Genomic DNA, 22,907 nt, shown 5'->3' with positions numbered 1-22,907 from the left:
TTCTTTTCCTCACAGGCCTGCGTGGGCGGCGATGGCGGCGGCGATGGCCAGGGCCAGCTCTTCGGGTTTGCGCTTGATCGAGTAGTTGGTCAGTTCAGGGTGGCTTTCAACGAAGCTGGTATTGAACTGGCCGCTACGGAATTCCGGGTTACGCAGGATTTCCTGGTAGTACGCGGCGGTGGTCTTGACCCCTTGCAGACGCATGTCGTCGAGGGCGCGCAAGCCACGGTCCATCGCTTCTTCCCAGGTCAACGCCCACACCACCAGTTTCAGGCACATCGAATCGTAGAACGGCGGAATGGTGTAGCCGGTGTAGATCGCCGTGTCGGTACGTACGCCAGGGCCGCCAGGGGCGTAGTAGCGGGTGATCTTGCCGAAGCTCGGCAGGAAGTTGTTTTTCGGGTCTTCGGCGTTAATCCGGAATTGCAACGCGAAACCGCGGTGCTGAATGTCTTCCTGTTTCACCGAAAGCGGCAGGCCGGACGCAATGCGGATCTGCTCACGCACAATGTCGATGCCGGTGATTTCTTCGGTGATGGTGTGCTCCACCTGGACCCGGGTGTTCATCTCCATGAAGTACACCTCGCCCTCGGCGAGCAGGAACTCCACGGTGCCGGCGTTCTCATAACCCACGGCCTTGGCTGCACGCACCGACAGGTCGCCGATATAGGCGCGCTGTTCCGGGGTCAGTTGCGGGCTCGGGGCGATTTCGATGAGCTTCTGGTTGCGGCGCTGGATCGAGCAATCACGCTCGAACAGGTGCACCACGTTGCCAAAGCTGTCGCCGAGGATCTGCGCTTCGATGTGTTTCGGATTGACGATGCACTTTTCCAGGAACACTTCCGCGGAACCGAAGGCCTTCGTGGCTTCGGAAATCACTCGGGGGAAAGCCTGTTCAAGTTCTTCACGGCTGTCGCAGCGACGGATACCGCGGCCACCACCACCGGAAGTCGCCTTGAGCATCACCGGATAACCGATACGGTCGCCTTCGACCAAGGCTTCCTCGATATCCGCGACGTTGCCTTCGGTGCCTGGAGTGACCGGTACGCCCGCCTTGATCATGCTGCGGCGTGCTTCGGTCTTGTCGCCCATGCGGCGAATAACTTCAGCCGATGGACCAATGAATTTGATACCGCGCTCGGCGCAGATGTCTGCCAGCTCGGCGTTTTCCGAAAGGAATCCATAGCCGGGGTGCAGCGCATCGCAACCGGTCTCTACCGCCAGATTCACCAGCTTGCGTGCATTCAGGTAACCAGCCAATGGCTCGGCACCAATGCTGTGGGCCTCATCCGCGCGCTTCACATGCAAGGCATGGCGGTCGGCGTCGGAATAAATCGCGACCGAGCGAATGCCCATCTCGGCGCAGGCACGCACGATTCGTACGGCAATCTCACCACGGTTGGCGATCAGGATCTTTTTTATCACTTGGAGGTTCCCTTGAGCCGGTGGTACCCACAACCTGCTAGACCAGGTCGACGCGTGACTAAATGTTTCAATTTAGTCGCAGCCCCACACTAGCCCCCACAAGGGATTAACAAAAATGATTAATAATTGGGTTAGGCATAAGTAAAGACTTATAGTTGAGTCATCAGCCTGCGAGCAGAGACTACAAAAAATGCGTAAGTCCTTGATGCGTATGACATTGCGTCAATTGCAGATTTTCAATGAAGTCTGTGATTTGAGGTCCTACAGCCGTGCGGCCGACGAAATGTCCCTCACACAACCGGCCGTCAGCCTACAGATTCGTCAACTCGAAGAGCTGATTGGCCAGCCTCTGTTCGACTATGTTGGCAAAAAACTCTACATGACGGAGGCGGCAGAAGCACTACAGCGAGCCAGTCGGGACATTTTCGGACGCCTGGAAAACCTCGATATGCAGCTTTCGGATATGCAGGGTTCGCTGCAGGGTCAGTTGAAACTGGCGGTCGAGTCCAGCGCCAAGTATTTCGTGCCGCACTTGTTTGCCGCATTCAAGCGCCAGCATCCGGAAGTGAATTTGCAACTGACGGTGGTCAACCGAGGACAGGTAATCCGTCGACTGTCTGATAACCGCGACGACCTGGTGATCATGTCCATGGTGCCGCAGGACATGGGGCTGGAGTTTCTGCCGTTCCTCAACAACCCGATCGTGGCCGTGGCACCGCCGGATCATCCGCTGTGCCACATGGGGCCTCTGCGCTTGCAGGACCTTGAACCTTACACGTTGTTGCTGCGCGAACCCGGCTCAGGAACGCGATTGGCGTGCGAAGAATATTTCAAGGAAAAGCGTGTGCACTTCAACCAGACGCAGGAGGTTTCCTCGGCTGAAGCCCAGCGTGAATGTGTACTGGCGGGTCTGGGCGTCGCGCTGTTGACGCGCCACGCCCTGAACCTTGAGTTGGCGACCGGCGGATTGATCGAGCTGCCGGTCGAAGAACTGCCGCTGTATCGCAGCTGGTGCCTGGTACAGGCCAAGGCCAAACGGCTGTCGCCGGTGGCCCACGCATTCCTTGCGTTTATCCGCAGCGAACGGGTGCAGATCAGCGCGTTGGTTGAGCGCTTCGACGGGAAATTGCGGGAGCTGCCTGCCAGTAGTTGAGTTCCAGATCGGCGGGAAGATCGCCGATCTCGGCCAGCAGCTGACGGCGTTCGCAGCGATCTTCGATAGCGCGACGGAACTCCATGCGGCGCTGATCTTCCTGCTGACGACGGGTTTTGACGGCGCTGTTGCGTTCTTCGTAGGGCTGGGCCATTTCGAGTCTCCCAAGGCGATTACGGGAGTTTCAAGATAGGCGCAGGGGATGACGGTTTGGCGGCGAAGGGATTACAGGGATGTGAATCTTCGGTGCTCTCGAAGACGCCATCGCGAGCAGGCTCGCACACAGGAGAACAGCGTTCGGCAGGAGAACGCGGTCAAATGTGGGAGCGAGCCCGCTCGCGATTAAGGTCGGAACGACCTTACGACGACGTCAGTCGTCGAGGGCTTTCACCGACTTTGGCGACAGCCGCAAGCTGCGAAGGCTGCGCTTGACGCTCTTGAGGTGATTGACCAAGCTCGGCCCGCGCGCCATGGCCACGCCCATCGCCAACACGTCGATCACCACCAGGTGGGCAATGCGCGACGTCAGCGGGGTGTAGATTTCGGTGTCTTCGTGCACATCGATCGCCAGGTTGACGGTCGACAGCTCGGCCAACGGTGTCTGGCTCGGGCATAAAGTGATCAGCGAGGCGCCGCTTTCGCGCACCAGGTTAGCGGTGATCAACAGATCCTTGGAACGACCGGACTGGGAAATGCAGATCGCCACGTCGGTCGGCTTCAACGTCACCGCCGACATCGCCTGCATGTGCGGATCGGAGTACGCCGCCGCCGTCAGCAGCAAGCGGAAGAATTTGTGCTGGGCATCCGCCGCCACTGCACCCGAAGCACCAAAACCATAGAATTCGACGCGCTGGGCCTGGGACATCAGCGACACGGCCCGTTGCAATTCCACCGGATCGAGCTTCTCGCGAACCTCCATCAGGGTGTGCAGGGTGGTGTCGAAGATTTTCAGGCTGTAGTCGGCGACCGAATCGTCTTCATGGATGGCGAACTGGCCGAAGCTCGCGCCCGCCGCAAGGCTTTGCGCCAGCTTCAGTTTCAAGTCCTGGAAACCCGAGCAACCGATGGCACGGCAGAAGCGCACGATGGTCGGCTCGCTGATGCCCACGCTGTGGGCCAGGTCGGCCATGGAGCTGTGCATCACCGCCGCAGGATCAAGCAGCACGTGGTCGGCGACCTTGAGCTCCGACTTGCGTAAGAGGTGGCGTGACTGGGCGATGTGTTGCAGCAGATTCAAAGGGCTGGACTCTTTGTTATTGGCAGGTGCCGGGGATGTAGCAAGTTTGTAGTTATACTACATGAATCGGCTTTTTGCCTGCTCAATGCGTAACTCGATGTCCCCATTCCACGCCACATGCGCTCCATGTAGCCCTTCGGGACCCTTTGGCAGTTGCCGCAAGCTCTTACAGTGCCGTGTCAAGGCGCAACAGTGCGGCCAAGTCATCAGCCTCTACTGGGCGGCTGATCAAATAACCCTGCACTTCATCACAGTGCTCGGCTTTCAAAAACTCCAGCTGCTCTGCCCGCTCCACGCCCTCAGCCACGACCTTCAGTGACAAGCCATGCGCCATGGCAATGATTGCCCGAGTGATCGCCGCATCTTCGCTGCCCTGCCCCAGACCGCGAATGAACGCCTGATCGATCTTCACGTAATCCACTGGAATACGTTTGAGGTAACTCAGGGAAGAATACCCGGTGCCGAAATCGTCAATCGCCAGTTTCACGCCCAGGTCACGCAACTGCTGGAATGTCGCGATGATGTGTTCGACGCTGTCGAGCAACTGGCTTTCGGTCAGTTCGAGCTCCAGGCAATGCGGCGCCAGACCGGTTTCTTCCAGCACCTGCCGCACCAGGCTGACCAGCTTGCCCTGGCGCAATTGATGCACCGACAAATTGACCGACACGCGAATCGGCTCAAGCCCCTGGCGCTGCCATTCGCAGGCCTGCCAACAGGCTTGGCGCAAGACGAACTCGCCGATTGGGCCGATCAACCCGGTTTCCTCGGCCAGACCGATGAACTCCCCCGGCGGCACCCGGCCCATGGTCGGGTGGTCCCAACGCACCAGCGCTTCCGCGGCATTCAGGCGGCCCGTGGCGAGGCAGAGTTTTGGTTGGTAATAGACTTGCAGCTGCTTTTCTTCGACGGCTTTGCGCAGCTGGTTTTCCAGCTGCAGACGTTCGAGCGTGCTGGCCTGCAGGCTTTCGGTATAGAACTGGAAGTTGTTGCCGCCCAAGTGCTTGGCATGTTGCATGGCAATGTTGGATTGGCTGACCAGCGCGGAAATTTCCCGGGCGTTGTCCGGCAACATGCTGATGCCCATGGACGCGCTGACCACCAGTTCATGCCCGTCGACAGTAATCGGCAAACGCAGTTTGGCGCACAAGCGGGTCGCCACCCGCGCCAGGCTCGACAGGTTGCCATAGGCATCGAACAGCACTGCAAACTCGTCACCGGAAAGTCGGGCGATGGTGTCCGCTTCTGGCAGCGCATTGACCAATCGACGGGCCATTTTTTGCAGAAGCTGGTCGGCGACTTCATGGCCGAGACTGGCGTTGAGCAGCTTGAAACGATCCAGGTTGATGTGCAGCAGCGCCAGACTTCGACGTCCGCCCTGGCGCACCCGCTGATGAGCGTCTCGCAGCCGTTCACGGAACAACGAACGGTTGGCCAGGCCGGTCAGTTCGTCGTAGTGAGTCAGGTAGCGCATGCGCTCTTCTGATTCGCGCCGGGCCGACAAATCAGCGAAGAAGCCGACAATATGACTCACATTTCCCCGCGCATCGCGCACGGCGTTAAGTTGCAGCCACTGCGGGTAGAGCTCGCCGTTCTTGCGCGTCTCTACCAACTCACCCTGCCAGGTGCCGTGCTGCTCCAGGGCCTGATGGATGGCGCTATAGTGCCGGCGGGCATCCCGACTGCACGGTAACTCGACAACGTTACGTCCGAGCATGTCTTCGATGTCGTAACCGGTGACACGACTGAAGGCCTGGTTAATCGCGATCAACGCGTAATTGGGGTCGAAAATCACGATGCCTTCGCTGGCCGCCTCGAACACCGTCGCCGCCAGTTGGCGCTGTTCTTCCTGGCCCTTGCTCGCGCTGATGTCACGTCGGGTGCCGACCATGCGGATCACCCGACCGCTTTCGCTGCGCTCAACCGCACGGCCACGGTCCTCGATCCAGACCCAATGGCCGTCGCCATGCCGAACGCGGTATTCGATCTGGTAATCCTCGCTGCGGCCTTTCAAATGTTCGACCAGGGCACGTCGAAGCGCCGGCAAGTCCTCTGGATGCAGGCGCGGCTTGAGGTGGCTGAGCATCGCGGTCACGAATTCCGGCGCCAGGCCAAACAACTCCTGAAGCTGGGTGTGATGGACTTCATCGGTTTGCAGGTTCCAGTCCCACAAGCCAAGCTCACTGGCCTTCAGCGCCAACGCCAATCGTGCTTCGCTCTTGCTCAAGGCCTGGTTGGCAGCGTCCAGTTCAAGGCTGCGCTGGGCAACGCGGTTTTCCAGCTCGACCTGGGCTTCGCGCAATTTGTCCTCGGCACACCGACGCTGATCGATCTCTTTGGCCAATTCGTGATTGAGCTGGTCTCCGCAGCTCTGGGCCTGCTGCAAATGTTCGATCAAGGCTTGATTCTGGAAACGTCGCAGCAAACCGTTGTCGATGAGTCGATTGACCTGCCAGGCAACCACGCTCAGCGCGCCCAACAATATCAATCCGAACCAGCCCCATCCGTGCTCCTGCTCATCGCCGCCCCAGAACAGGTAGGCAATGGCCGGCAACAGACAAGGCAAGGTAAAGGACAGGAACGCCGGAAGGCTGACTGCATAGGCCACGCTGGCCGACAGTGCGGCGGCGCCGATCAGGCCGAACACCCAGGCTTGCTGGATGAAATTGTCCGCGGGCACCAAAGCGATACCGGCGCCAGCCAGGGTCAGGCCAGTCATGGCAGAACCCAGCAGGAACATGCGACGCCAGACCGGATGCGCCTGACGGTTGGGAATGGCTGAATCAAAGGCCGCGACTTGAATCACGCGCAAGGCCACCAGCGACAACAGCCAGACCAACCAGACACTGACCAGGAAGTAGCGCTGCGGACTCCAGAGCAAGGCGGCGCAGACCAGACCGTTGATCAGCATGAACAGCGTAGGCAGCAGGGAACCCTGGTAAAGCAGGCGTGTGCGCTCGACCGCCATTTCCATGGCGTACTGTTTACGGATAACCCGGGGCTCCACAGAGGGGCCCGACAGGTCGGAGCTGAGGGTCATAGGCAATGTTCTTGTTCTTATAATGATGAGCATGAGCCCGAAACGTGGACGGAGCATACACAAGCCAATGCCCTTACCAAACTGCTCCAGATCATAAATACAACAAAACGTCAGCCCCCCGTCACCCGCTGAAAACCCTTGAAGCGAGCCCCGCCAACGCCTGCAGCAAGTGACCGACCGGTCGTCATCCATGCTTCTTTCATCGGCTAATGCAAAGCTCGGTTTGCCCGGTGTGGCGGCGCACCCTAGAATGCCCCGATGCGCGATGATCTCTCCCTTCTGCTGAACTCCCTCAACGATGCCCAACGCCAGGCCGTAGCTGCCCGCGTGGGTCGTCAGTTGGTCCTGGCCGGTGCTGGTTCCGGTAAAACCCGAGTGCTGGTGCACCGTATCGCCTGGTTGATCCAGGTCGAGAACGCCTCGCCCCACTCGATCCTGTCGGTGACCTTCACCAATAAGGCCGCTGCCGAGATGCGTCATCGCATCGAGCAGCTGATGGGTATCAACCCGGCCGGCATGTGGGTCGGCACCTTCCACGGCCTGGCGCACCGTTTGTTGCGGGCGCATTGGCAGGAAGCCGGCCTGAGCCAGACGTTCCAGATTCTGGACAGTGATGACCAGCAACGGCTGGTCAAGCGGGTGATCCGCGAGCTGGGCCTGGACGAACAACGCTGGCCGGCCCGTCAGGCCCAGTGGTTCATCAACGGGCAGAAAGACGAAGGTCTGCGCCCTCAACACATTCAAGCCAGCGGCGACTTGTTCCTGGCGACCATGCGCAGCATCTATGAGGCCTACGAGGCCGCGTGCCTGCGAGCGGGCGTGATCGATTTCTCCGAACTCCTGCTGCGCGCACTCGACCTGTGGCGCGATCACCCTGGGTTGCTTGCCCATTATCAGAAGCGCTTCCGGCACATTCTGGTGGACGAGTTCCAGGACACCAACGCCGTGCAGTACGCCTGGTTGCGCCTGCTGGCCAAGGGCGGCGACAGCCTGATGGTGGTGGGCGACGACGATCAGTCGATCTACGGCTGGCGTGGCGCGAAGATCGAGAACATCTATCAGTATTCGGACGATTTCCCGGATGCCGAGACTATTCGTCTGGAGCAGAACTACCGCTCCACCGCCGGCATTCTCAAGGCTGCCAACGCCCTGATCGCCAACAACACCGGGCGCATGGGCAAAGAGCTGTGGACCGATGGCGGCGAAGGCGAAGCGATCAATTTGTACGCCGCGTTCAACGAACATGACGAAGCACGCTATGTGGTGGAAACCATTGAAAGCGCGCTGAAAACCGGCTTGGCCCGCAGTGATATCGCGATTTTGTACCGCTCCAACGCCCAATCGCGCGTTTTGGAAGAAGCCTTGTTGCGCGAGCGCATTCCGTACCGCATCTATGGCGGTCAGCGCTTCTTCGAACGCGCGGAAATCAAGAACGCCATGGCTTACCTGCGTTTGCTCGAAGGCCGTGGCAACGATGCAGCTCTGGAACGGGTGATTAACGTTCCGGCTCGTGGTATCGGCGAGAAAACCGTTGAAGCGATTCGAGATCATGCGCGCCACAGCGATGTGTCGATGTGGGAAGCCATGCGCTTGCTGGTCGCCAATAAAGGCCTGACCGGACGTGCAGCTGGTGCGCTTGGGGCGTTTATCGAGCTGATCGAGACCCTCGCCGCCAAATGCATGGACATGCCACTGCACTTGATGACCCAGACGGTCATCGAGCAATCCGGGTTGATTGCCTACCACGAAGCGGAAAAAGGCGAGAAAGGCCAGGCCCGGGTAGAAAACCTTGAGGAGCTGGTCAGCGCCGCTCGCAACTTCGAAAACGCAGAAGAAGACGAAGACTTGTCGCCATTGGCGGCGTTCCTCGGTCACGCATCGTTGGAGGCCGGAGACACTCAGGCCGACGAGCATGAAGACAGCATTCAGCTGATGACCTTGCACAGTGCGAAAGGGCTGGAATTCCCTTACGTGTTCCTGGTGGGCATGGAAGAAGGTCTGTTCCCGCACAAGATGAGCCTGGAAGAGCCCGGCCGCCTTGAAGAAGAACGTCGTTTGGCCTACGTCGGTATCACCCGGGCGATGCAGAACCTGGTGATGACCTATGCTGAAACCCGACGCCTGTACGGCAGCGAGACCTACAACAAAGTCTCGCGTTTCGTCCGTGAAGTGCCCAAGGGCCTGATCCAGGAAGTGCGATTGTCCAACAGCGTCAGCCGTCCGTTCGGTGGCGGTCAGCAACAAAGTTCCAGCAGCCTGTTTGGCGGTAGTGAAATCCCGGACACCGGGTTCAGCCTCGGTCAGGCCGTACGGCATTCGGTGTTTGGCGACGGCGTGATCCTGAATTTCGAAGGCGCAGGGGCTCAAGCTCGGGTGCAGGTGAACTTCAGTGAAGGCAGCAAATGGCTGATGTTGGGTTACGCGAAGCTGGAAGCTATTTAGAAGCTATTTAATAGCTTATGTCTGATCGTTCCCACGCTCTGCGTGGGATGCATCCCGTGACGCTCCGCGTCACAGTGGGACGCAGAGCGTCCATGGCGGCGTTACCACGCTGAACGTGGGAACGATCTATCTACAAAGGAAAGGCGCAACAACATGGGCTCAGGTTTCTTTTCTTCTTGGACATTCTGGGCCCTGATGTCGGCGGCATTCGCTGCGATGACCGCCCTATTCGCCAAGATTGGCATCGAAAACGTCAATTCCGACTTCGCCACCCTGTTGCGCACCGTGGTAGTTCTCATCAGCCTGGCCTTGATTTTGTACGCCACGGGCCAATATCAATCATTAGGATCGATCTCGGCCAGGAGCTACCTGTTTCTGCTGCTGTCCGGATTGGCCACCGGTGCCTCGTGGATCTGCTATTTCCGCGCACTGAAAGTGGGACCGGCCTCATTGGTCGCCCCGGTGGACAAACTCAGCGTGGTGCTGGTGGCGGTGCTCAGCGTGGTCCTGCTGGGCGAAAAACTCGACCTGCGCCAATGGGGCGGTATCGGCTTGATTACAGCCGGCGTGGTCATGCTGGCGTTGCGACGCTAGGCATCGTCCTACAGAAACTATCCACTCACCCTACGGACCAAAGTTAACAGGCCTTATTGCGCTGACCGAAGCTGAACACAAGCTGTCAGGCAAAAGCCCGAAACACTCTGCCGCTAGCCAGTAACACATTCGCTGTGCAACATGGCGCGCGTGCCATCCACAAATGGGAATTCCCTTTATGAAACGTTTTCTTAGCATCGCCATGGCGTTGTGCATCGGCCTGACGATGAGCCTCGACGCCAACGCCAAGCGCTTTGGTGGCGGCAAAAGCGTCGGCGCCGCGCCGACCCACCAGACCAGCCAAATGGCCCCTTCTTCTGCTGCCGGTGGCGCTGCGGCGACCGCCGGTGCTGCCGGTGCCGCTGGCGCTGCGGCCAAGGCCGGCGGTGCTTCGCGCTGGCTCGGCCCTCTGGCCGGTATCGCAGCCGGCGGCCTGCTGGCCTCCATGTTCATGGGCGGCGGCTTCCAGGGCATGCAGATTTTCGACATCCTGATCATGGCGGTCATCGCCTTCCTGATCTTCCGCTTCATCGCCGCCCGTCGTCGCAAGCAACAGGAGCACATGGCTCCGGCTGGCCACGCACCGATGCAGCGTGAAGTGTTCGAGAACAAGCCTGCTGGCGGTTCGATCTTCGGTGGCGCGCCAGCACCTGCTGCCGCTCGTCCGGTAATCAACGCTCCAGCCTGGTTCAATGAACAGAACTTCATTGAAGCGGCCCGCAACCACTTCCAGTCCCTGCAACAGCACTGGGACGCCAACGAAATGGACAAGATCGCCGAGTTCGTGACCCCGCAAATGCTGGAGTTCCTCAAACGCGAACGCGCGGACCTGGGCGACGGTTTCCAGTCGACCTACATCGATAACCTCCATGTGCAACTGGATGGTGTGGATGACCGTGCGGACAAGACCATCGCCACCCTGACCTTCAGCGGCGTATCGAAGACTTCACGTTTCGATCAGGGCGAAGTGTTCAGCGAAAGCTGGAACATGGAACGTCCGCAAGGCGAGAACCAGCCTTGGCTGGTCGCTGGTATCCGCCAGAACGGCTGATCACCTCTGCGTTAAACAGGCAGTAATAAAAACCCCGGACTTGTCCGGGGTTTTCTATTTCGCAGTTGCATCTATAGCGAGCTACTGTATAAACCGCCCCATATAAACACCGCGCCATCAAGCAAGAGGATCCCGGACGTGGAAGAAATCATCGAACAACTGCGTGAAGCCAACGAACCGGTACCGGTCCCCTTGGAATTGCCAGACGAAGACCAGATCGTAGAAATCGAGGAACAACTGTTCATCGACATCCCGTTTGTCTTCAGAGAGTTCTTGCTGACCGTTAGCGATGTGGTCTACGGCAGCCTGGAGCCGGTGACAGTCACCGATCCACAATCCCACACCTACCTGCCGGACGTTGCCGCCAACGCCTGGGACGCAGGTGTTGACCGCAGCATGATCCCGATCTGCCAGGACGGCGATAACTACTACCTCGTCGAAGAAGACGGCACCGTAGTGTTGTGGCTCGCAGAAGAAGAGCTGCTCGCCGAAGAAACCTGGGAATCGGTGTGGCACTGGGCGCGGGACGTCTGGCTGGAAAGCTGAGTAACCAGCGGCACAGGGTCAATGCCCGGATGAATCCTTGTGGTTGTCCAGGGTTTCGAGCAAGGCCACCTGCATGCGCGTGTGCACGCGAATGAACCAACGCCAGAGCAAGGCCGCCACCGCGGCCGCGACCACGGCGATCAATACCAGCAACTTGTTGGTCGGCAGAATACTGGCCGACAAGGCTGCCAGCAGCAGGAAGATCACCAGCAGCGAGAGGATCGGGATCACTTCGGCGATCACCCGTCGCACTCGCTGCGTGTGCCGGCCGGCCACGTCCGGCTTCACGCCCATCTCCGCCAACAACATCGACAGCGCCTTGAGCTTGCGATAGGCGGCGATCAGGAACGGCAGCGACAGCAGCAGCGCCCCACCCCAGATCAACGCCTTCTGCCAGCTCGAATCGCTGATCCAGTCTTGCAAATAAGTGGACATCCGTTCGGCGAAGAACGCGCCTGAAAAGAAGATCGCAATCACCAGCGCCAGATTGACCCCCACCTGCAACAGAATCCGCCGAATCATCGACGCCAGCAGTGCGCCCTCGCCCTGAGGCTGAATGCTGCGCAACCACTCGCCATACATTCCCAACACTCGACCCAGTCGCTGCGGCATCACTGCGGCAAGCCTGATCGACAGCGGATCAGCCGCGCGGATCAGATACGGTGTCAGCAACGTGGTAATCACCGAAACTGCCACGGCGACCGGGTACAGGAAGTTGCTGGTGACCTGCAGGGTCATGCCCAGTGCGGCGATGATGAAGGAGAATTCGCCAATCTGCGAAAGACCCATCCCGACCCGTAGAGAGGTGCGTCCGTCATTGCCGGCGATAAAGGCACCAAGACCGCAGGACAGCATCTTGCCCAGTACCACCGCCACAGTTATCACGGCGATCGGCCAGGCGTATTGCAACAGGATCATCGGATCAAGCATCAGCCCGATGGCGACAAAGAAAATCGCACTGAACAAGTCGCGAACCGGCTCGATCAAACGCTCAATTTTCAGCAATTGGCGGGACTCGGCCATGATCGCGCCAATCAGGAACGCGCCCAGGACCATGCTGTATTCGAGTTTCACCACCAGCAGGCAGAAGCCGAAACATAGCCCGAGGACCGTGATCAGCAGCATTTCATTACTGTCGAATTTCGCCACATAAGCCAACAGCCGAGGCACCAGCAGGATACCGATCACCAGTGCAACGATCATGAACAGCGAGAGCTTGCCCACCGTGGAAAACACTTCGCCGGAGCTGACCGTGCCGCTGACGGCGATGCTCGACAGCAAGGCAATGATGCCGATGCCGAGGATGTCCTCGACGATGAGCACGCCGAAGATCAATTGCGCAAAGCGCTCGTTCTTCATCTTCAGGTCGTTGAGCGCCTTGACGATGATGGTGGTCGAGGAAATCGCCAGGATCGCGCCCAGGAACAATGAATCCATGGTGTTCCAGTCGAACCAACGGCCGATTTCGTAACCGATCCAGATCATCAGCACAATTTCGAGAAACGCCGCGATAAACGCCGTGGCACCGACCTTGAACAGCTTTCGCAGACTGAACTCCAGGCCCAGGCAGAACATCAGGAAAATCACTCCGAGTTCGGCGAGGGTCTTGATGGTTTCTTCGTCGTGAATCAGGCCGAACGGCGGTGTGTGCGGGCCGATGATGAAGCCGGCGACGATGTAGCCCAACACCACTGGCTGCTTGAACCGATGGAACAGCACGGTTACCACGCCCGCGACCAACATGATCACCGCCAGATCCTGAATAAAACTGATGGCATGCATGGTGTGGGCTCCTTGAGGTGGACTTTTGGAGGGTAACACCGCGACTTCCGCCAGAAAGGCGGTGCAATATATGGAAACAGATCGATCCGGCGTGACGGCGATCACCCGCCCGGCGTCCCGATAACTGTGGTTTGAAAAAACCTACCAGGCCCCCATAGAGGCGCCGCCCTTCCGAAATTCTGCCTTGAACCGTGAGAACGCTATGGAACCCGGAAACGCCCAGCTGTCGATGACGGTATTGATGACTCCCGACATGGCCAATTTCTCTGGCAATGTCCACGGTGGCACCCTGCTCAAATACCTAGACGAAGTGGCCTACGCCTGCGCCAGCCGTTATGCCGGCCGCTACGTGGTGACCTTGTCGGTGGATCAGGTGATTTTCCGCGAGCCGATTCATGTCGGCGAATTGGTGACCTTTCTGGCATCGGTCAACTACACCGGCAACACGTCCATGGAAGTGGGCATCAAGGTGGTGACGGAGAACATTCGCGAGCGCTCGGTGCGCCACACCAATAGCTGCTTCTTCACCATGGTGGCGGTGGATGACGACCGTAAACCGGCTTCAGTGCCGCCGCTGCAGCCTCAGAACAGTGAAGACAAACGCCGCTTCATCCAGGCACAGCAACGCCGCCAGATCCGTCAGGAACTGGAAAAGCGCTATCAGGAAATCAAGGGCGATGCTTGAGGCTTGCGGTTAACGTCAGATAGCCATCGCGAGCAAGCTCGCTCTCAAAGGGGGTTTGTGAACAACCCGATCAATGTGGGAGCGAGCTTGCTCGCGATGGCGGTCAACGCAGATCAGAGGCTGATCGCGGTCGCTTCGAACTTGACCCGTGGATGCGCAATCCGGTCCTGCGCCCGCACCAGTTCCAGCTCGTAGCTGGCGCAGGCCTGGGTTTCCAGCAGCACTTCGTGCACTGCCGCCGCGGTGAATTCGAAGGCCGCCACCAGACTGTCGCCCAACAGCACCCGGGCCAGGAACAGCCCGGAAGTCAAATCACCAACGCCCACCGGTTGTCGCGGAAACGCCAGCAGCGGGCGGCGCAGGTGCCAGCTGCCTTCTGCCGTCACCAGCAACATCTCAAAGCCATCCGCCGCTTTACCGGGATAGTCCAGATGCTTGACCAGGATAGCCTTCGGCCCGCGTGCCAGGAGCGCTCGCGCCATTGCCAGGCAATCGAACAGTGACTGCGGCTTGCGCCCCGAGAAGCTGTCCAGCTCCAGCTGATTCGGGCACATGAAGTCCGCCACCGATGCTGCTTCCTCCAGCAGGAAATCACTGACCTCACCCGGCACGCTGCAACCCTTCTCCGGATGGCCCATGACCGGGTCGCACATATACAGCGCCTTGGGGTTCACCGACTTGATCCGCGCTACGCCGGTCAGGATCGCCCGGCCTTGGGCGGCGCTGCCGAGGTAACCGGACAGGACCGCATCACAATTGCCCAGCTCGCCAATCGCCGCGATGCCTTCGATCAAATCGGGAATCTGGTGAGGTGCCAGCACTTCACCGGTCCATTGCCCATACTGGGTGTGGTTGGAGAACTGCACCGTATTAAGCGGCCAGACGTTTACCCCAACCCGCTGCATTGGGAAGACCGCAGCGCTGTTGCCAGCGTGACCAAACACCACGTGGGACTGAATGGCGAGCAGATGGGGCGTACGTTTCATGCGGTGATTTTTCCGTCAAACGATTGAAATTCGAGCTACGCAGTATGCGACTAAACACAGCCTGTACGACAGACCGGCGACACAGTTAAGCTGGCACTACCTTGTTGGAGCAACCCGTTGATGCTGACCCTCGGAAATATCTTCGTGCTGATGCTGCTCGCCACCGGTGGCGCTTGGCTGTGGCACAACCACGGCTTGCGCGAACGTGCGCTGGAGCGGGTCAAGCAACATTGCGCCAAGCTCGGTGTCGAGCTGCTGGACGGCAACGTCGCCTTGAAAAAAATCGCGTTCATCAAAGACGCCAACGGCCGCCGACGTCTGGCCCGTGTGTATAACTTTGAGTTCACCGTGACCGGTGAAACCCGCCACAACGGCACCATCACCCAATTCGGCGCCCACAGCGCACAGATCGAACTGGCGCCGTACCCGATGCCCTTGGATGACACGCCAGCGGTGGTCGACGTCGTGAAGCCGCGCGCTGAAGTGATCGAGATGAGCCAGTGGCGCCAGGAACACACCAAATGGCGTCCTTAATCCGACCGACAGTCGGCCAAGGCGCTTTGCAGTGAATCAATGTCCTGCGGCTCACTGAAAATCAGCTCGAGACGCGAATCCTGACGCCATTCGCTGGGCTGCCATTGCAATGGCGAGTTATCCAGCGCATTGGCCGAAACCCAGCCATCGACGCTGTGGATAATCAGCTTGGCCCGCCGCCAGGCAAGGCTGTGGAGCCATTTTCCAACGCGCGCGGCATCGAACGTCTGGCTCGGATGCCAGCGCCAGCCAATGCTCCAGAGGCCTTCCTGTTGCTGGCTCAAGCATATCGGCAGTGCTGGATCGGTCCAGATCGCCGGCATCTGCGCCAATCCTTTGGGTACGATGAAGTTATCCACACCCGCCACCGCCTGAACCCTGTAACCCGGCAATTCGTTCAACGGCAATTGAGCCAGTTGCGTCCAATACACCTTGCGATCAGGCAACTGCTCGGCGATTCGCTGACGATCATTGCCGTCCAGGCCTTCAGACTTGTTCAGCAACAACAAACCAGCGCTCCCCAGCGCGGCCTCCTGCGAATCCGGCAGCGGCTTGCCAACGGCAAGGGCTTGGGCATCCAGCACCAGAACACTCGGCTGAACCGCCAATACGCCCGCCCACGGAGCCTCGCTCAACTGGCGAAGCAACTGCGCCGGATGCCCCAGGCCTGAGGGTTCGATGAACAGCCGATCCGGCCGCGCCTTGCGCAACAACCGCCCGAGTCCGATTTGAAACGGCGCACCGTTCACGCAACACAAACAGCCTCCGGCCACTTCGCCCAGTGCGATACCATCGGCGTCCTGGGTCAGGAGCGCAGCGTCGAGGCCGATCTGGCCAAACTCATTGATCAACACCGCCCAGCGCTCACCGATCGGCCGCTGTAGCAGCAGGTGTTTGATCAGGCTGGTCTTGCCGGCACCCAAAGGGCCGGCAATGACGTGAGTGGGAATGTTCTGCAACATGGTCGTTATTTTCTTGGGAGGTAATGGATGCGGTTGACGGGATTATCGTTGCTCTTGGCGCTCTGTTCCGGTGAGGCGCTAGCGCAGGCTTGCGTGGTACATAGCACAGCTGAGCGACTCGACGTAAAAGTCTGCCAGCAGAACCGCAACATCCCGGAAAAGCTCTTCGCAGACGGCTTCTGCCAGCCGAACCTACCGGGTCAGAAAGTCGAGGTGCAGTACGTCGACCAATGCCCCACCGGCGCTTTTGGCGTGTGCAGCAACGCCCAGGTCGCCAATATGCCTTACCGCCAGGATATTCACTATTACGGCGTGGCCACCGACGCGGCGTATCTAAAGCCGTTCTGCGAATCCCAGAGCCAGGGCACCTGGCTCAAGCCTTAACCCAGCCAATCCAGGGTCAGAATCAGACGGCGTTCGCCTGGCGCGGGTTGCGGCGAACGGTGGATCAAACCGAAACCTTCATTGCCGTGCCATTTCTCGCCTTTAAGCAAAGCCACTTCGCCGTTGGCAATTTGCTCGATCAGCGAATCTTCCAGAGGTTCGGCCTCAGGCTTGCCCAATTGACGACGATCCATTACCCCTTCTTTCAGCCACTGACTGCCAATGCCAGCGTAGGCGCTGATCAATCGCACCGGCACATGATCGACGTGAAAGCGCGGGCACATGGCCTTGTCCAGAATCCGTACGCGCAAGCCAATGCGCTTGGCGCCCAACAGGCAAGAGAACGCGCTGACCAGCCAGGACACGTCGGCGATAAAACCCTCATACCCCTCGAGATCGCCGAAACCTGCGGCCAGGCCATGCAGATTGGGCTCGGTTTCATCATTGGGCATTTCCAGCACCAGCGACTCGGCCAGCGGCTCGTTCAAGGACAGTAGCAAGCAGGCGAAATCGCCGATGTGCACGGGGATCTGGCGTTTCCAGACGGCGAGATTGACGCCGTCTTCGAGAATTCGGGTGAGTGTCTGTGGCGTTTCACCCTGAACCTGTTGAACGATCGTTTGCCGCTTCGGACTGGGCGCCAACATCAGGCCGCAACCTCTTCGTGCCACGGGCCAAACGGATCGGCGAGTAATCGCCAGCCTTCGACGCCCAAAGCCATTTCATCGTCAGTCAGCAGGCAGCTATCGAGCTCGACGGTAAGTTGTGCGAAGTCGATGTTCTGGCCGATGAAAACCAATTCCTGGCGGCAATCGCCGGTGGCGCCAGTCCAGTTTTGCATGATCGCGGCGGTGCTTTCTTCGTCTTGCGGCCACTGGTTTTTCGGCACGAAGCGCCACCAGCGTCCAGCGAAACCATGGCGCATCAAGCCACCAGCCTGGGACCAACTGCCGGCATCCATGTGCTTGCTGGCCAGCCAGAAGAAACCTTTGGAGCGCAGCAATTTACCATTCACCCACGGACGGTCGATGAAGCTGAAAAAGCGCTGCGGATGAAACGGCCGACGCGCGCGATAAGCCGTCGAGGCGATGCCATATTCCTCGGTTTCCGGCACATGTTCGCCCCGCAACTCTTGCAGCCAGCCGGGTGCCAGAGCGGCCTTGTCAAAGTCGAAGCGGCCTGTGTCGAGGATCTTTTCCAGAGGAATCTCACCCATGACCATCGGAATGATTTCGGCCTGGGCATTGAGGCGCTCAAGGATCGCAATCAACTCCTGGCGCTCGCTGCTGCTGATCAAATCGATCTTGCTGATGAGGATCACATCGGCGAATTCAATCTGCTCGATCAGCAGATCAGTGATCGACCGGTCATCTTCTTCGCCCAACGTTTCGCCGCGAGAGGCGAGGCTTTCAGCGGCCTGATAGTCGAGCAGGAAGTTCATGCCATCGACCACAGTGACCATGGTGTCCAGGCGCGCGATGTCAGCGAGGCTTTGCCCCTCTTCATCCCGAAACGTGAAGGTTTCCGCCACGGGCAGCGGCTCGGAAATGCCGGTGGATTCGATCAACAGGTAATCAAAACGACCGTCCCGGGCGAGTTTGCTGACTTCTTCGAGCAAGTCCTCGCGCAAAGTGCAGCAAATACAGCCGTTGCTCATCTCGACGAGTTTTTCCTCGGCGCGGTTCAGACTGACATCGCGCTGGACTTCACTGCCATCGATGTTGATCTCGCTCATATCGTTGACGATCACAGCAACGCGCAAGTTCTCGCGGTTACGCAGTACGTAATTGAGCAGCGTGCTTTTACCGGCACCGAGAAAGCCCGACAGGACGGTGACGGGGAGACGATTGGGCATCAGGGATTCCTCACAAGGGATGCCCGGTCGCAGTCTCGGGCTTGATTTGATGTTATAGTATAACAATTCAGTCTGACCAGTTTCCTCTTGCTCATGACGATAAAGGGACCGATGCTGAAGCCCGTTTAGCCTGAGGGAAATCCGATGCGTTTCGCCCTGAAATTGGCGCTGCTGAGCGTTGCGTCGCTGCTGACTATGAATGCCTGGGCGCAAATCCCGAGCCTGGCCAAATGCACCCGAAGCGCCAACTTGCTCGTTTGCGCAGATGCCGACGGCAACGCCTATAGCGTCAACACGGTTGGCAGCACGATCTACCTGCGAGGCTTCGAAAAAACCGGTAAACGCTATTGGGCGCAGACCAACAGCCGCTACGGGCAACTGACATTTTTCACCGGTATCGCTTCCGACGGCGAAGCCTGGGTCGGCTACAACCGACGGGTTGGCTGGACCACGATCAATCGCTTCTCCAGCTCCGGCGGCAGCAGCGCCAAATTCACGTGTAGCCGAATTGCCGGTTGTTAGGCCTGCAGTTTCTTCTGCGATTGTTGCCAGGCGATGTAGCTGTCGGTCGGTGGATTCTTCTGGAAGTAACGCTGCAAACCTTCGAACAGGCCATCCGCCACCGCCTGCTGATGCCGTGCAGTGACCAGGCGCTGGCTGTCGCGAGCGTTTGAAATGAAGCCCGTTTCCACCAGGATCGACGGCACGTCTGGCGACTTCAACACTGCGAATCCCGCCTGTTCCACACGTTTCTGATGCAGCGTGGTGATGCCCGCCAAACTGCCGAGGACGGTGCTGCCCAGTTGCAGGCTCGCAGCGATGGTGGCGTTCATCGACATGTCGAGAATCACCCCGGCGAGCATCGGGTCCTTGTCCTTGAGATTGAGCAAACGGGTGGCGCCCAGCAGGTCTGCACCGTTCTCACGCTGCGCCATGAAACGGGCAGTGGCTGAGGTGGCGCCGCCTTCAGACAAGCAATACACCGAAGCGCCTGAAGCGGTGAGACGCGGCGCCGCGTCCGCGTGTACCGAAATGAACATGTCGGCGTTGTGCTTGCGGGCGATCTCTACACGCTTGCGCAACGGAACAAAGAAATCGTCATTGCGCACCAGCTTCACGTCGAAACCCTTCTCGCGCTTGAGCCTTTTGGCCAAGAGTTGAGCGATGGACAACACCACGTCTTTCTCGCGCTCACCTTTGGCGCCGACCGCGCCAGGATCTTTGCCACCGTGGCCAGGATCGACCACCACGATGATGTCGCGTTTGCTGTGAGCCTTATGGAGGGTCTGCTGTGGCGCCACGGCGATTTGTAACGGCGCAACCGTCTTCAGATCGAGCACCAACCGGTGGCCCTGCCCATCCTGTGGCGGCAGTAGAAAACTGTTGAGCTGCACCGGGCCGCCAAGATCGAGCACGATCCGTGTATCACCTTGGCCAAAAGGCCCGGAGCGGATCGAGCGAATCACCGTGTTGTCGACTGCCAACTGGCTGAAGTCGCCGCTGAGACTGGCCCCGCTCAAGTCGACGATCAGCCGCTCAGGCGCACTCAGGGAAAACGTTTTGTAGTGCACCGGCCCACTCAGATCAAACACCAATCGCAGCTTGTCATCCGAACGCCAGAGTCGCGCGTTGCGGATTTGCGTGGCCGAAACGCCAAACGGTAAGGCGAAGGCCGCACTGGCCAGAATCCAGTTGAGCAAGTGACGTCTGTGCATGCTGAAGACTCGTTCATGAAAAAGGCGTAGTCGAATTTAATGTAATAACATAACATGCAAATTCAACTTCCACGATGGACCTGCTCATGAATGCGCTGACTCTGCCGGATATCGCCGCGCAGGCCTCCCGCCAAGCCTTGCCGCTCGATTGGGTGGGCATGTGCGGCATTGCTCTTCCTGTTCTGTTCGATGGCCAACGGCTGAGTGCAAAGGCTGACGCTGGCGTGAGTCTCGACGACGGCGAGGCGCGCGGTATTCATATGTCGCGGCTGTATTTGGCGCTGGAAATGCTGGAGCACGAAACCCTGACTCCCGCTCTATTACGGCGAGTCTTGCAACGTTTTCTGGACAGTCATGGAGGACTGTCGCACAGCGCGTACGTAAAAATTCACACCGACTTGCTGCTCAAAAGACCGGCGCTGATCAGCCCGTTGGCTGGCTGGAAAACTTATCCAGTGAGTATTGAAGCGTGTTTGAAAAACGCGATGTTCCACGTGGAACTAAAAATCGATGTTCCATATTCCTCGACTTGCCCGTGCTCTGCAGCCCTGTCGCGGCAGTTGATTCAGCAACAATTCGTCGACGACTTTGCCAACAGATCTCTACAGCACGCTGAAGTATTGGACTGGCTTGGTTCCACAAAGGGCATCGTTGCGACGCCTCATAGCCAGCGGAGCACTGCCCAATTGTGCCTGCGCCTGGATGATTATCTGGATGACTTTCCGCTAATCGCGTTCATCAACGACGCCGAGGCCGCACTCGGGACCGCCGTGCAAACCGCAGTGAAACGTGCCGATGAGCAGGCCTTTGCCTTGGCCAATGGACAGAATCTGATGTTCTGCGAAGACGCCGTTCGGCGTTTGAATCTGGCGATGAAACGCTCCCCAGGTCTTACTGCTTTCCACCTGCGCGTGGTCCACGCCGAGAGTCTGCATGCTCACGACGCCGTCGCCGAAAGCCGATGGAACTGGGAGGCAGCATGATCCATTGCCAAGCGCTGCGTTGGGGAGCACCCGGTCAACCACTCACCCCCGCCGTGGATTTTGAATTGCCGAAGGGCAGCCTGACCGCCGTGATCGGCGCCAACGGTTCAGGTAAGAGCAGTTTGTTGAAAGTCATCGCGGGGCTGCAAAAACCGCTGACCGGAAAGGTCATCCTCGATGTTCCACGCAAGGGTTCACTCTCCTTTCTCCCCCAGCAACAACATCTGGACCGGCAATTTCCGATCAGCCTCCAAGCGTTGGTGGCGGCCGGTTTTTGGGGCAGTAACCAGTCGCCAGAGATACGCCGCGATCGCCTTAAAGCTGTACTGGAGGATTGGTGCCTCAAAGGATTGGAGCAACGCCCGCTGATGGCACTCTCCGGCGGCGAATTGCAACGCGCCCTGCTCGCCCGTTTAAGCCTCGCCGATGCGCCAGTTCTATTACTCGATGAGCCCCATGCCGCACTTGATGAACTGGGTCAGTCGCTGCTCTGGAAACACCTCCACGCCTGGCACGCCGAAGGGCGAACACTGGTGGTTGTGTGTCATGACCTGGCCGCCGTTCGCCAACACATTCCCCAAACCTTGTTGATCAAAAGCAGCGGCTGCGTCCTTGGCCCGAGCACCGCGCTGATTCACCAGCAACCACACACGCAGGTGGCCTGATGCTCGCTGTCGCTCAACTCTGGCAACCGTTCCACGAATTCGTGTTCATGCGCCGGGCGCTGATCGGGGGATTGGTTTTAGCCTGCAGCACGGCACCGCTGGGGGTATTCCTGATCCTGCGCCGCATGAGCCTGATCGGCGATGCCGTCGCTCACGGCATCCTGCCTGGCGCGGCACTCGGGTTCTGGTTCGCCGGATTGAGTCTGCCGGCACTGACCCTCGGCGGTCTTGGCGCGGGGCTGAGCATGGCCGGCATCGCGGCCTGGATTACCCGCCGTACAGGTTTGCGCGAAGACGCAAGCCTCGCCGCGATCTACCCGATTTCCCTCGCCGGCGGCGTGTTGATCCTTGGTATCGCCGGCAAGCGCCTGGACCTGCTCCACCTGCTATTTGGCTCGGCACTGGCAGTCGACGGACCGACATTAACGGGGATGCTCTGGGTCTCCGGCTTCAGCCTGATCGCCATGGCCTGCATCTACAAACCCCTGCTGCTGGACACCCTCGACCCGCTCTTTCTACAAACCGTCAGCCGCCTCGGCCCGTTGGCACACGGCGTATTTCTGACCTTGGTGGTGCTCAACCTGGTGATCGGATTCCAGGCCATCGGCGCGCTAATGGTCGTCGGTTTGATGATGTTGCCCGCCGCCGCCTCGCGTTTCTGCAGCCGCCGATTGCCGGTGTTGATGGGGATTGCTGCCCTGCTCGGCAGCCTCTCGGTGTGGCTCGGATTACTGCTGTCGTTCTATTACTCGCTGCCCAGCGGACCGGCCATTGTCTTGGTCGCAGGCAGTTTGTATGTGCTCTGTGTGGTGTTCGGACCGGTACACGGTTTGCTGCGCCGCCCGCCTTTGCTCACATCCCAATGAGGTGT

At 59.1% G+C, this 22,907-nt stretch carries 22 protein-coding genes; 12 read left to right on the top strand and 10 right to left on the bottom strand.

Going from position 1 to position 22,907, the window contains the following annotated elements:
- Window positions 1-9 precede the first annotated feature (9 nt).
- A complete protein-coding gene (locus tag QRN31_RS09145; protein WP_033059614.1) occupies window positions 10-1,425 on the bottom strand; it encodes an acetyl-CoA carboxylase biotin carboxylase subunit in 1,416 nt (471 codons plus the stop codon).
- Window positions 1,426-1,615: 190 nt separating this feature from the next.
- Between QRN31_RS09145 and QRN31_RS09140 the strand changes: the two genes are divergently transcribed.
- Complete coding sequence (locus QRN31_RS09140) at window positions 1,616-2,578, top strand: LysR family transcriptional regulator (protein ID WP_285431576.1); 963 nt, start codon at window positions 1,616-1,618, stop codon at window positions 2,576-2,578.
- Here QRN31_RS09140 and QRN31_RS09135 read toward each other — a convergent pair.
- The 3 genes from QRN31_RS09135 to QRN31_RS09125 form a co-directional block, all read right to left on the bottom strand.
- A complete protein-coding gene (locus QRN31_RS09135) occupies window positions 2,520-2,732 on the bottom strand; it encodes a PA3496 family putative envelope integrity protein (RefSeq protein WP_090177774.1) in 213 nt (70 codons plus the stop codon). The genes QRN31_RS09140 and QRN31_RS09135 overlap by 59 nt on opposite strands.
- 216 nt (window positions 2,733-2,948) lie before the next feature.
- Window positions 2,949-3,815: a transcriptional regulator HexR gene (hexR, locus tag QRN31_RS09130; protein WP_008027445.1), complete on the bottom strand. Its 867-nt coding sequence runs from the start codon at window positions 3,813-3,815 to the stop codon at window positions 2,949-2,951.
- A gap of 166 nt (window positions 3,816-3,981) precedes the next feature.
- Entirely contained in the window at window positions 3,982-6,852 is a 2,871-nt protein-coding gene (locus QRN31_RS09125) for an EAL domain-containing protein (protein ID WP_285431573.1), read from the bottom strand.
- A gap of 258 nt (window positions 6,853-7,110) precedes the next feature.
- On the opposite strand from QRN31_RS09125, the gene uvrD reads away from it, so the two are divergent.
- From uvrD to QRN31_RS09105, 4 genes are all read left to right on the top strand, one after another.
- Window positions 7,111-9,294: a DNA helicase II gene (uvrD, locus tag QRN31_RS09120; protein ID WP_285431572.1), complete on the top strand. Its 2,184-nt coding sequence runs from the start codon at window positions 7,111-7,113 to the stop codon at window positions 9,292-9,294.
- 153 nt (window positions 9,295-9,447) lie between these two features.
- The gene (locus tag QRN31_RS09115; protein ID WP_285431571.1) at window positions 9,448-9,888 is read left to right on the top strand and encodes an EamA family transporter; all 441 of its coding nucleotides are present in this window, start codon (window positions 9,448-9,450) and stop codon (window positions 9,886-9,888) included.
- A 178-nt stretch (window positions 9,889-10,066) separates the two neighbouring features.
- Entirely contained in the window at window positions 10,067-10,939 is an 873-nt protein-coding gene (locus QRN31_RS09110; protein WP_285431570.1) for a Tim44 domain-containing protein, read from the top strand.
- A 138-nt stretch (window positions 10,940-11,077) separates the two neighbouring features.
- Window positions 11,078-11,485, top strand: a complete 408-nt coding sequence (locus QRN31_RS09105) for an SMI1/KNR4 family protein (protein ID WP_008073570.1) — start codon at window positions 11,078-11,080, stop codon at window positions 11,483-11,485.
- Between the two features lie 18 nt (window positions 11,486-11,503).
- On the opposite strand, the gene QRN31_RS09100 is transcribed toward QRN31_RS09105, so the two are convergent.
- Complete coding sequence (locus QRN31_RS09100) at window positions 11,504-13,267, bottom strand: cation:proton antiporter (RefSeq protein WP_285431566.1); 1,764 nt, start codon at window positions 13,265-13,267, stop codon at window positions 11,504-11,506.
- A 202-nt stretch (window positions 13,268-13,469) separates the two neighbouring features.
- On the opposite strand from QRN31_RS09100, the gene QRN31_RS09095 reads away from it, so the two are divergent.
- Window positions 13,470-13,952 (top strand): acyl-CoA thioesterase, encoded by a 483-nt coding sequence (locus tag QRN31_RS09095; protein ID WP_208670802.1) that lies wholly within the window; start codon window positions 13,470-13,472, stop codon window positions 13,950-13,952.
- 113 nt (window positions 13,953-14,065) lie between these two features.
- Here QRN31_RS09095 and pdxY read toward each other — a convergent pair whose 3' ends face one another.
- A complete protein-coding gene (pdxY, locus tag QRN31_RS09090; protein WP_285431564.1) occupies window positions 14,066-14,938 on the bottom strand; it encodes a pyridoxal kinase PdxY in 873 nt (290 codons plus the stop codon).
- A gap of 120 nt (window positions 14,939-15,058) precedes the next feature.
- On the opposite strand from pdxY, the gene QRN31_RS09085 reads away from it, so the two are divergent.
- On the top strand, window positions 15,059-15,472 hold the full coding sequence (locus QRN31_RS09085) for a DUF3301 domain-containing protein (RefSeq protein ID WP_285431563.1): 414 nt from the start codon (window positions 15,059-15,061) through the stop codon (window positions 15,470-15,472).
- Here the strand turns inward: QRN31_RS09085 and QRN31_RS09080 are convergent.
- Entirely contained in the window at window positions 15,469-16,434 is a 966-nt protein-coding gene (locus tag QRN31_RS09080) for a CobW family GTP-binding protein (protein ID WP_285431561.1), read from the bottom strand. The two genes, QRN31_RS09085 and QRN31_RS09080, sit on opposite strands and share 4 nt — an antisense overlap.
- A 27-nt stretch (window positions 16,435-16,461) precedes the next feature.
- Here QRN31_RS09080 and QRN31_RS09075 point away from each other — a divergent pair, with 27 nt between their 5' ends.
- Window positions 16,462-16,818 carry an NADH:ubiquinone oxidoreductase gene (locus tag QRN31_RS09075; RefSeq protein WP_285431559.1) on the top strand — a complete coding sequence of 119 codons (357 nt, stop codon included), beginning with the start codon at window positions 16,462-16,464 and terminating at the stop codon, window positions 16,816-16,818.
- On the opposite strand, the gene QRN31_RS09070 is transcribed toward QRN31_RS09075, so the two are convergent.
- Complete coding sequence (locus QRN31_RS09070; protein ID WP_285431558.1) at window positions 16,815-17,465, bottom strand: DUF1826 domain-containing protein; 651 nt, start codon at window positions 17,463-17,465, stop codon at window positions 16,815-16,817. The two genes, QRN31_RS09075 and QRN31_RS09070, sit on opposite strands and share 4 nt — an antisense overlap.
- Window positions 17,465-18,673 (bottom strand): zinc metallochaperone GTPase ZigA, encoded by a 1,209-nt coding sequence (gene zigA, locus QRN31_RS09065; RefSeq protein WP_285431556.1) that lies wholly within the window; start codon window positions 18,671-18,673, stop codon window positions 17,465-17,467. The genes QRN31_RS09070 and zigA overlap by 1 nt, the downstream gene beginning before the upstream one ends.
- A gap of 144 nt (window positions 18,674-18,817) precedes the next feature.
- Here zigA and QRN31_RS09060 point away from each other — a divergent pair, with 144 nt between their 5' ends.
- Window positions 18,818-19,195 carry a glutamine synthetase gene (locus QRN31_RS09060; protein WP_285431555.1) on the top strand — a complete coding sequence of 126 codons (378 nt, stop codon included), beginning with the start codon at window positions 18,818-18,820 and terminating at the stop codon, window positions 19,193-19,195.
- Here the strand turns inward: QRN31_RS09060 and QRN31_RS09055 are convergent.
- Complete coding sequence (locus tag QRN31_RS09055) at window positions 19,192-20,388, bottom strand: N-acetylmuramoyl-L-alanine amidase (protein WP_285431553.1); 1,197 nt, start codon at window positions 20,386-20,388, stop codon at window positions 19,192-19,194. The genes QRN31_RS09060 and QRN31_RS09055 overlap by 4 nt on opposite strands.
- 86 nt (window positions 20,389-20,474) lie before the next feature.
- Here QRN31_RS09055 and folE2 point away from each other — a divergent pair, with 86 nt between their 5' ends.
- From folE2 to QRN31_RS09040, 3 genes are read left to right on the top strand one after another with little or no spacing between them, the layout of a single operon-like run.
- Window positions 20,475-21,371: a GTP cyclohydrolase FolE2 gene (gene folE2, locus QRN31_RS09050; RefSeq protein WP_285431551.1), complete on the top strand. Its 897-nt coding sequence runs from the start codon at window positions 20,475-20,477 to the stop codon at window positions 21,369-21,371.
- Window positions 21,368-22,036, top strand: coding sequence for a metal ABC transporter ATP-binding protein (locus QRN31_RS09045; protein WP_285431549.1), 669 nt, complete (start codon window positions 21,368-21,370; stop codon window positions 22,034-22,036). Before folE2 ends, QRN31_RS09045 begins: the two co-directional genes overlap by 4 nt.
- Window positions 22,036-22,902: a metal ABC transporter permease gene (locus QRN31_RS09040; RefSeq protein ID WP_285431548.1), complete on the top strand. Its 867-nt coding sequence runs from the start codon at window positions 22,036-22,038 to the stop codon at window positions 22,900-22,902. Before QRN31_RS09045 ends, QRN31_RS09040 begins: the two co-directional genes overlap by 1 nt.
- Window positions 22,903-22,907 lie beyond the last annotated feature (5 nt).

It is taken from the genome of Pseudomonas sp. fls2-241-R2A-110 (assembly GCF_030209165.1).
Classification (GTDB): Bacteria; Pseudomonadota; Gammaproteobacteria; order Pseudomonadales; family Pseudomonadaceae; genus Aquipseudomonas.
Note: the sequence above shows the minus strand (reverse complement) of the source record. Positions and strands in the feature narration are given on the sequence as shown.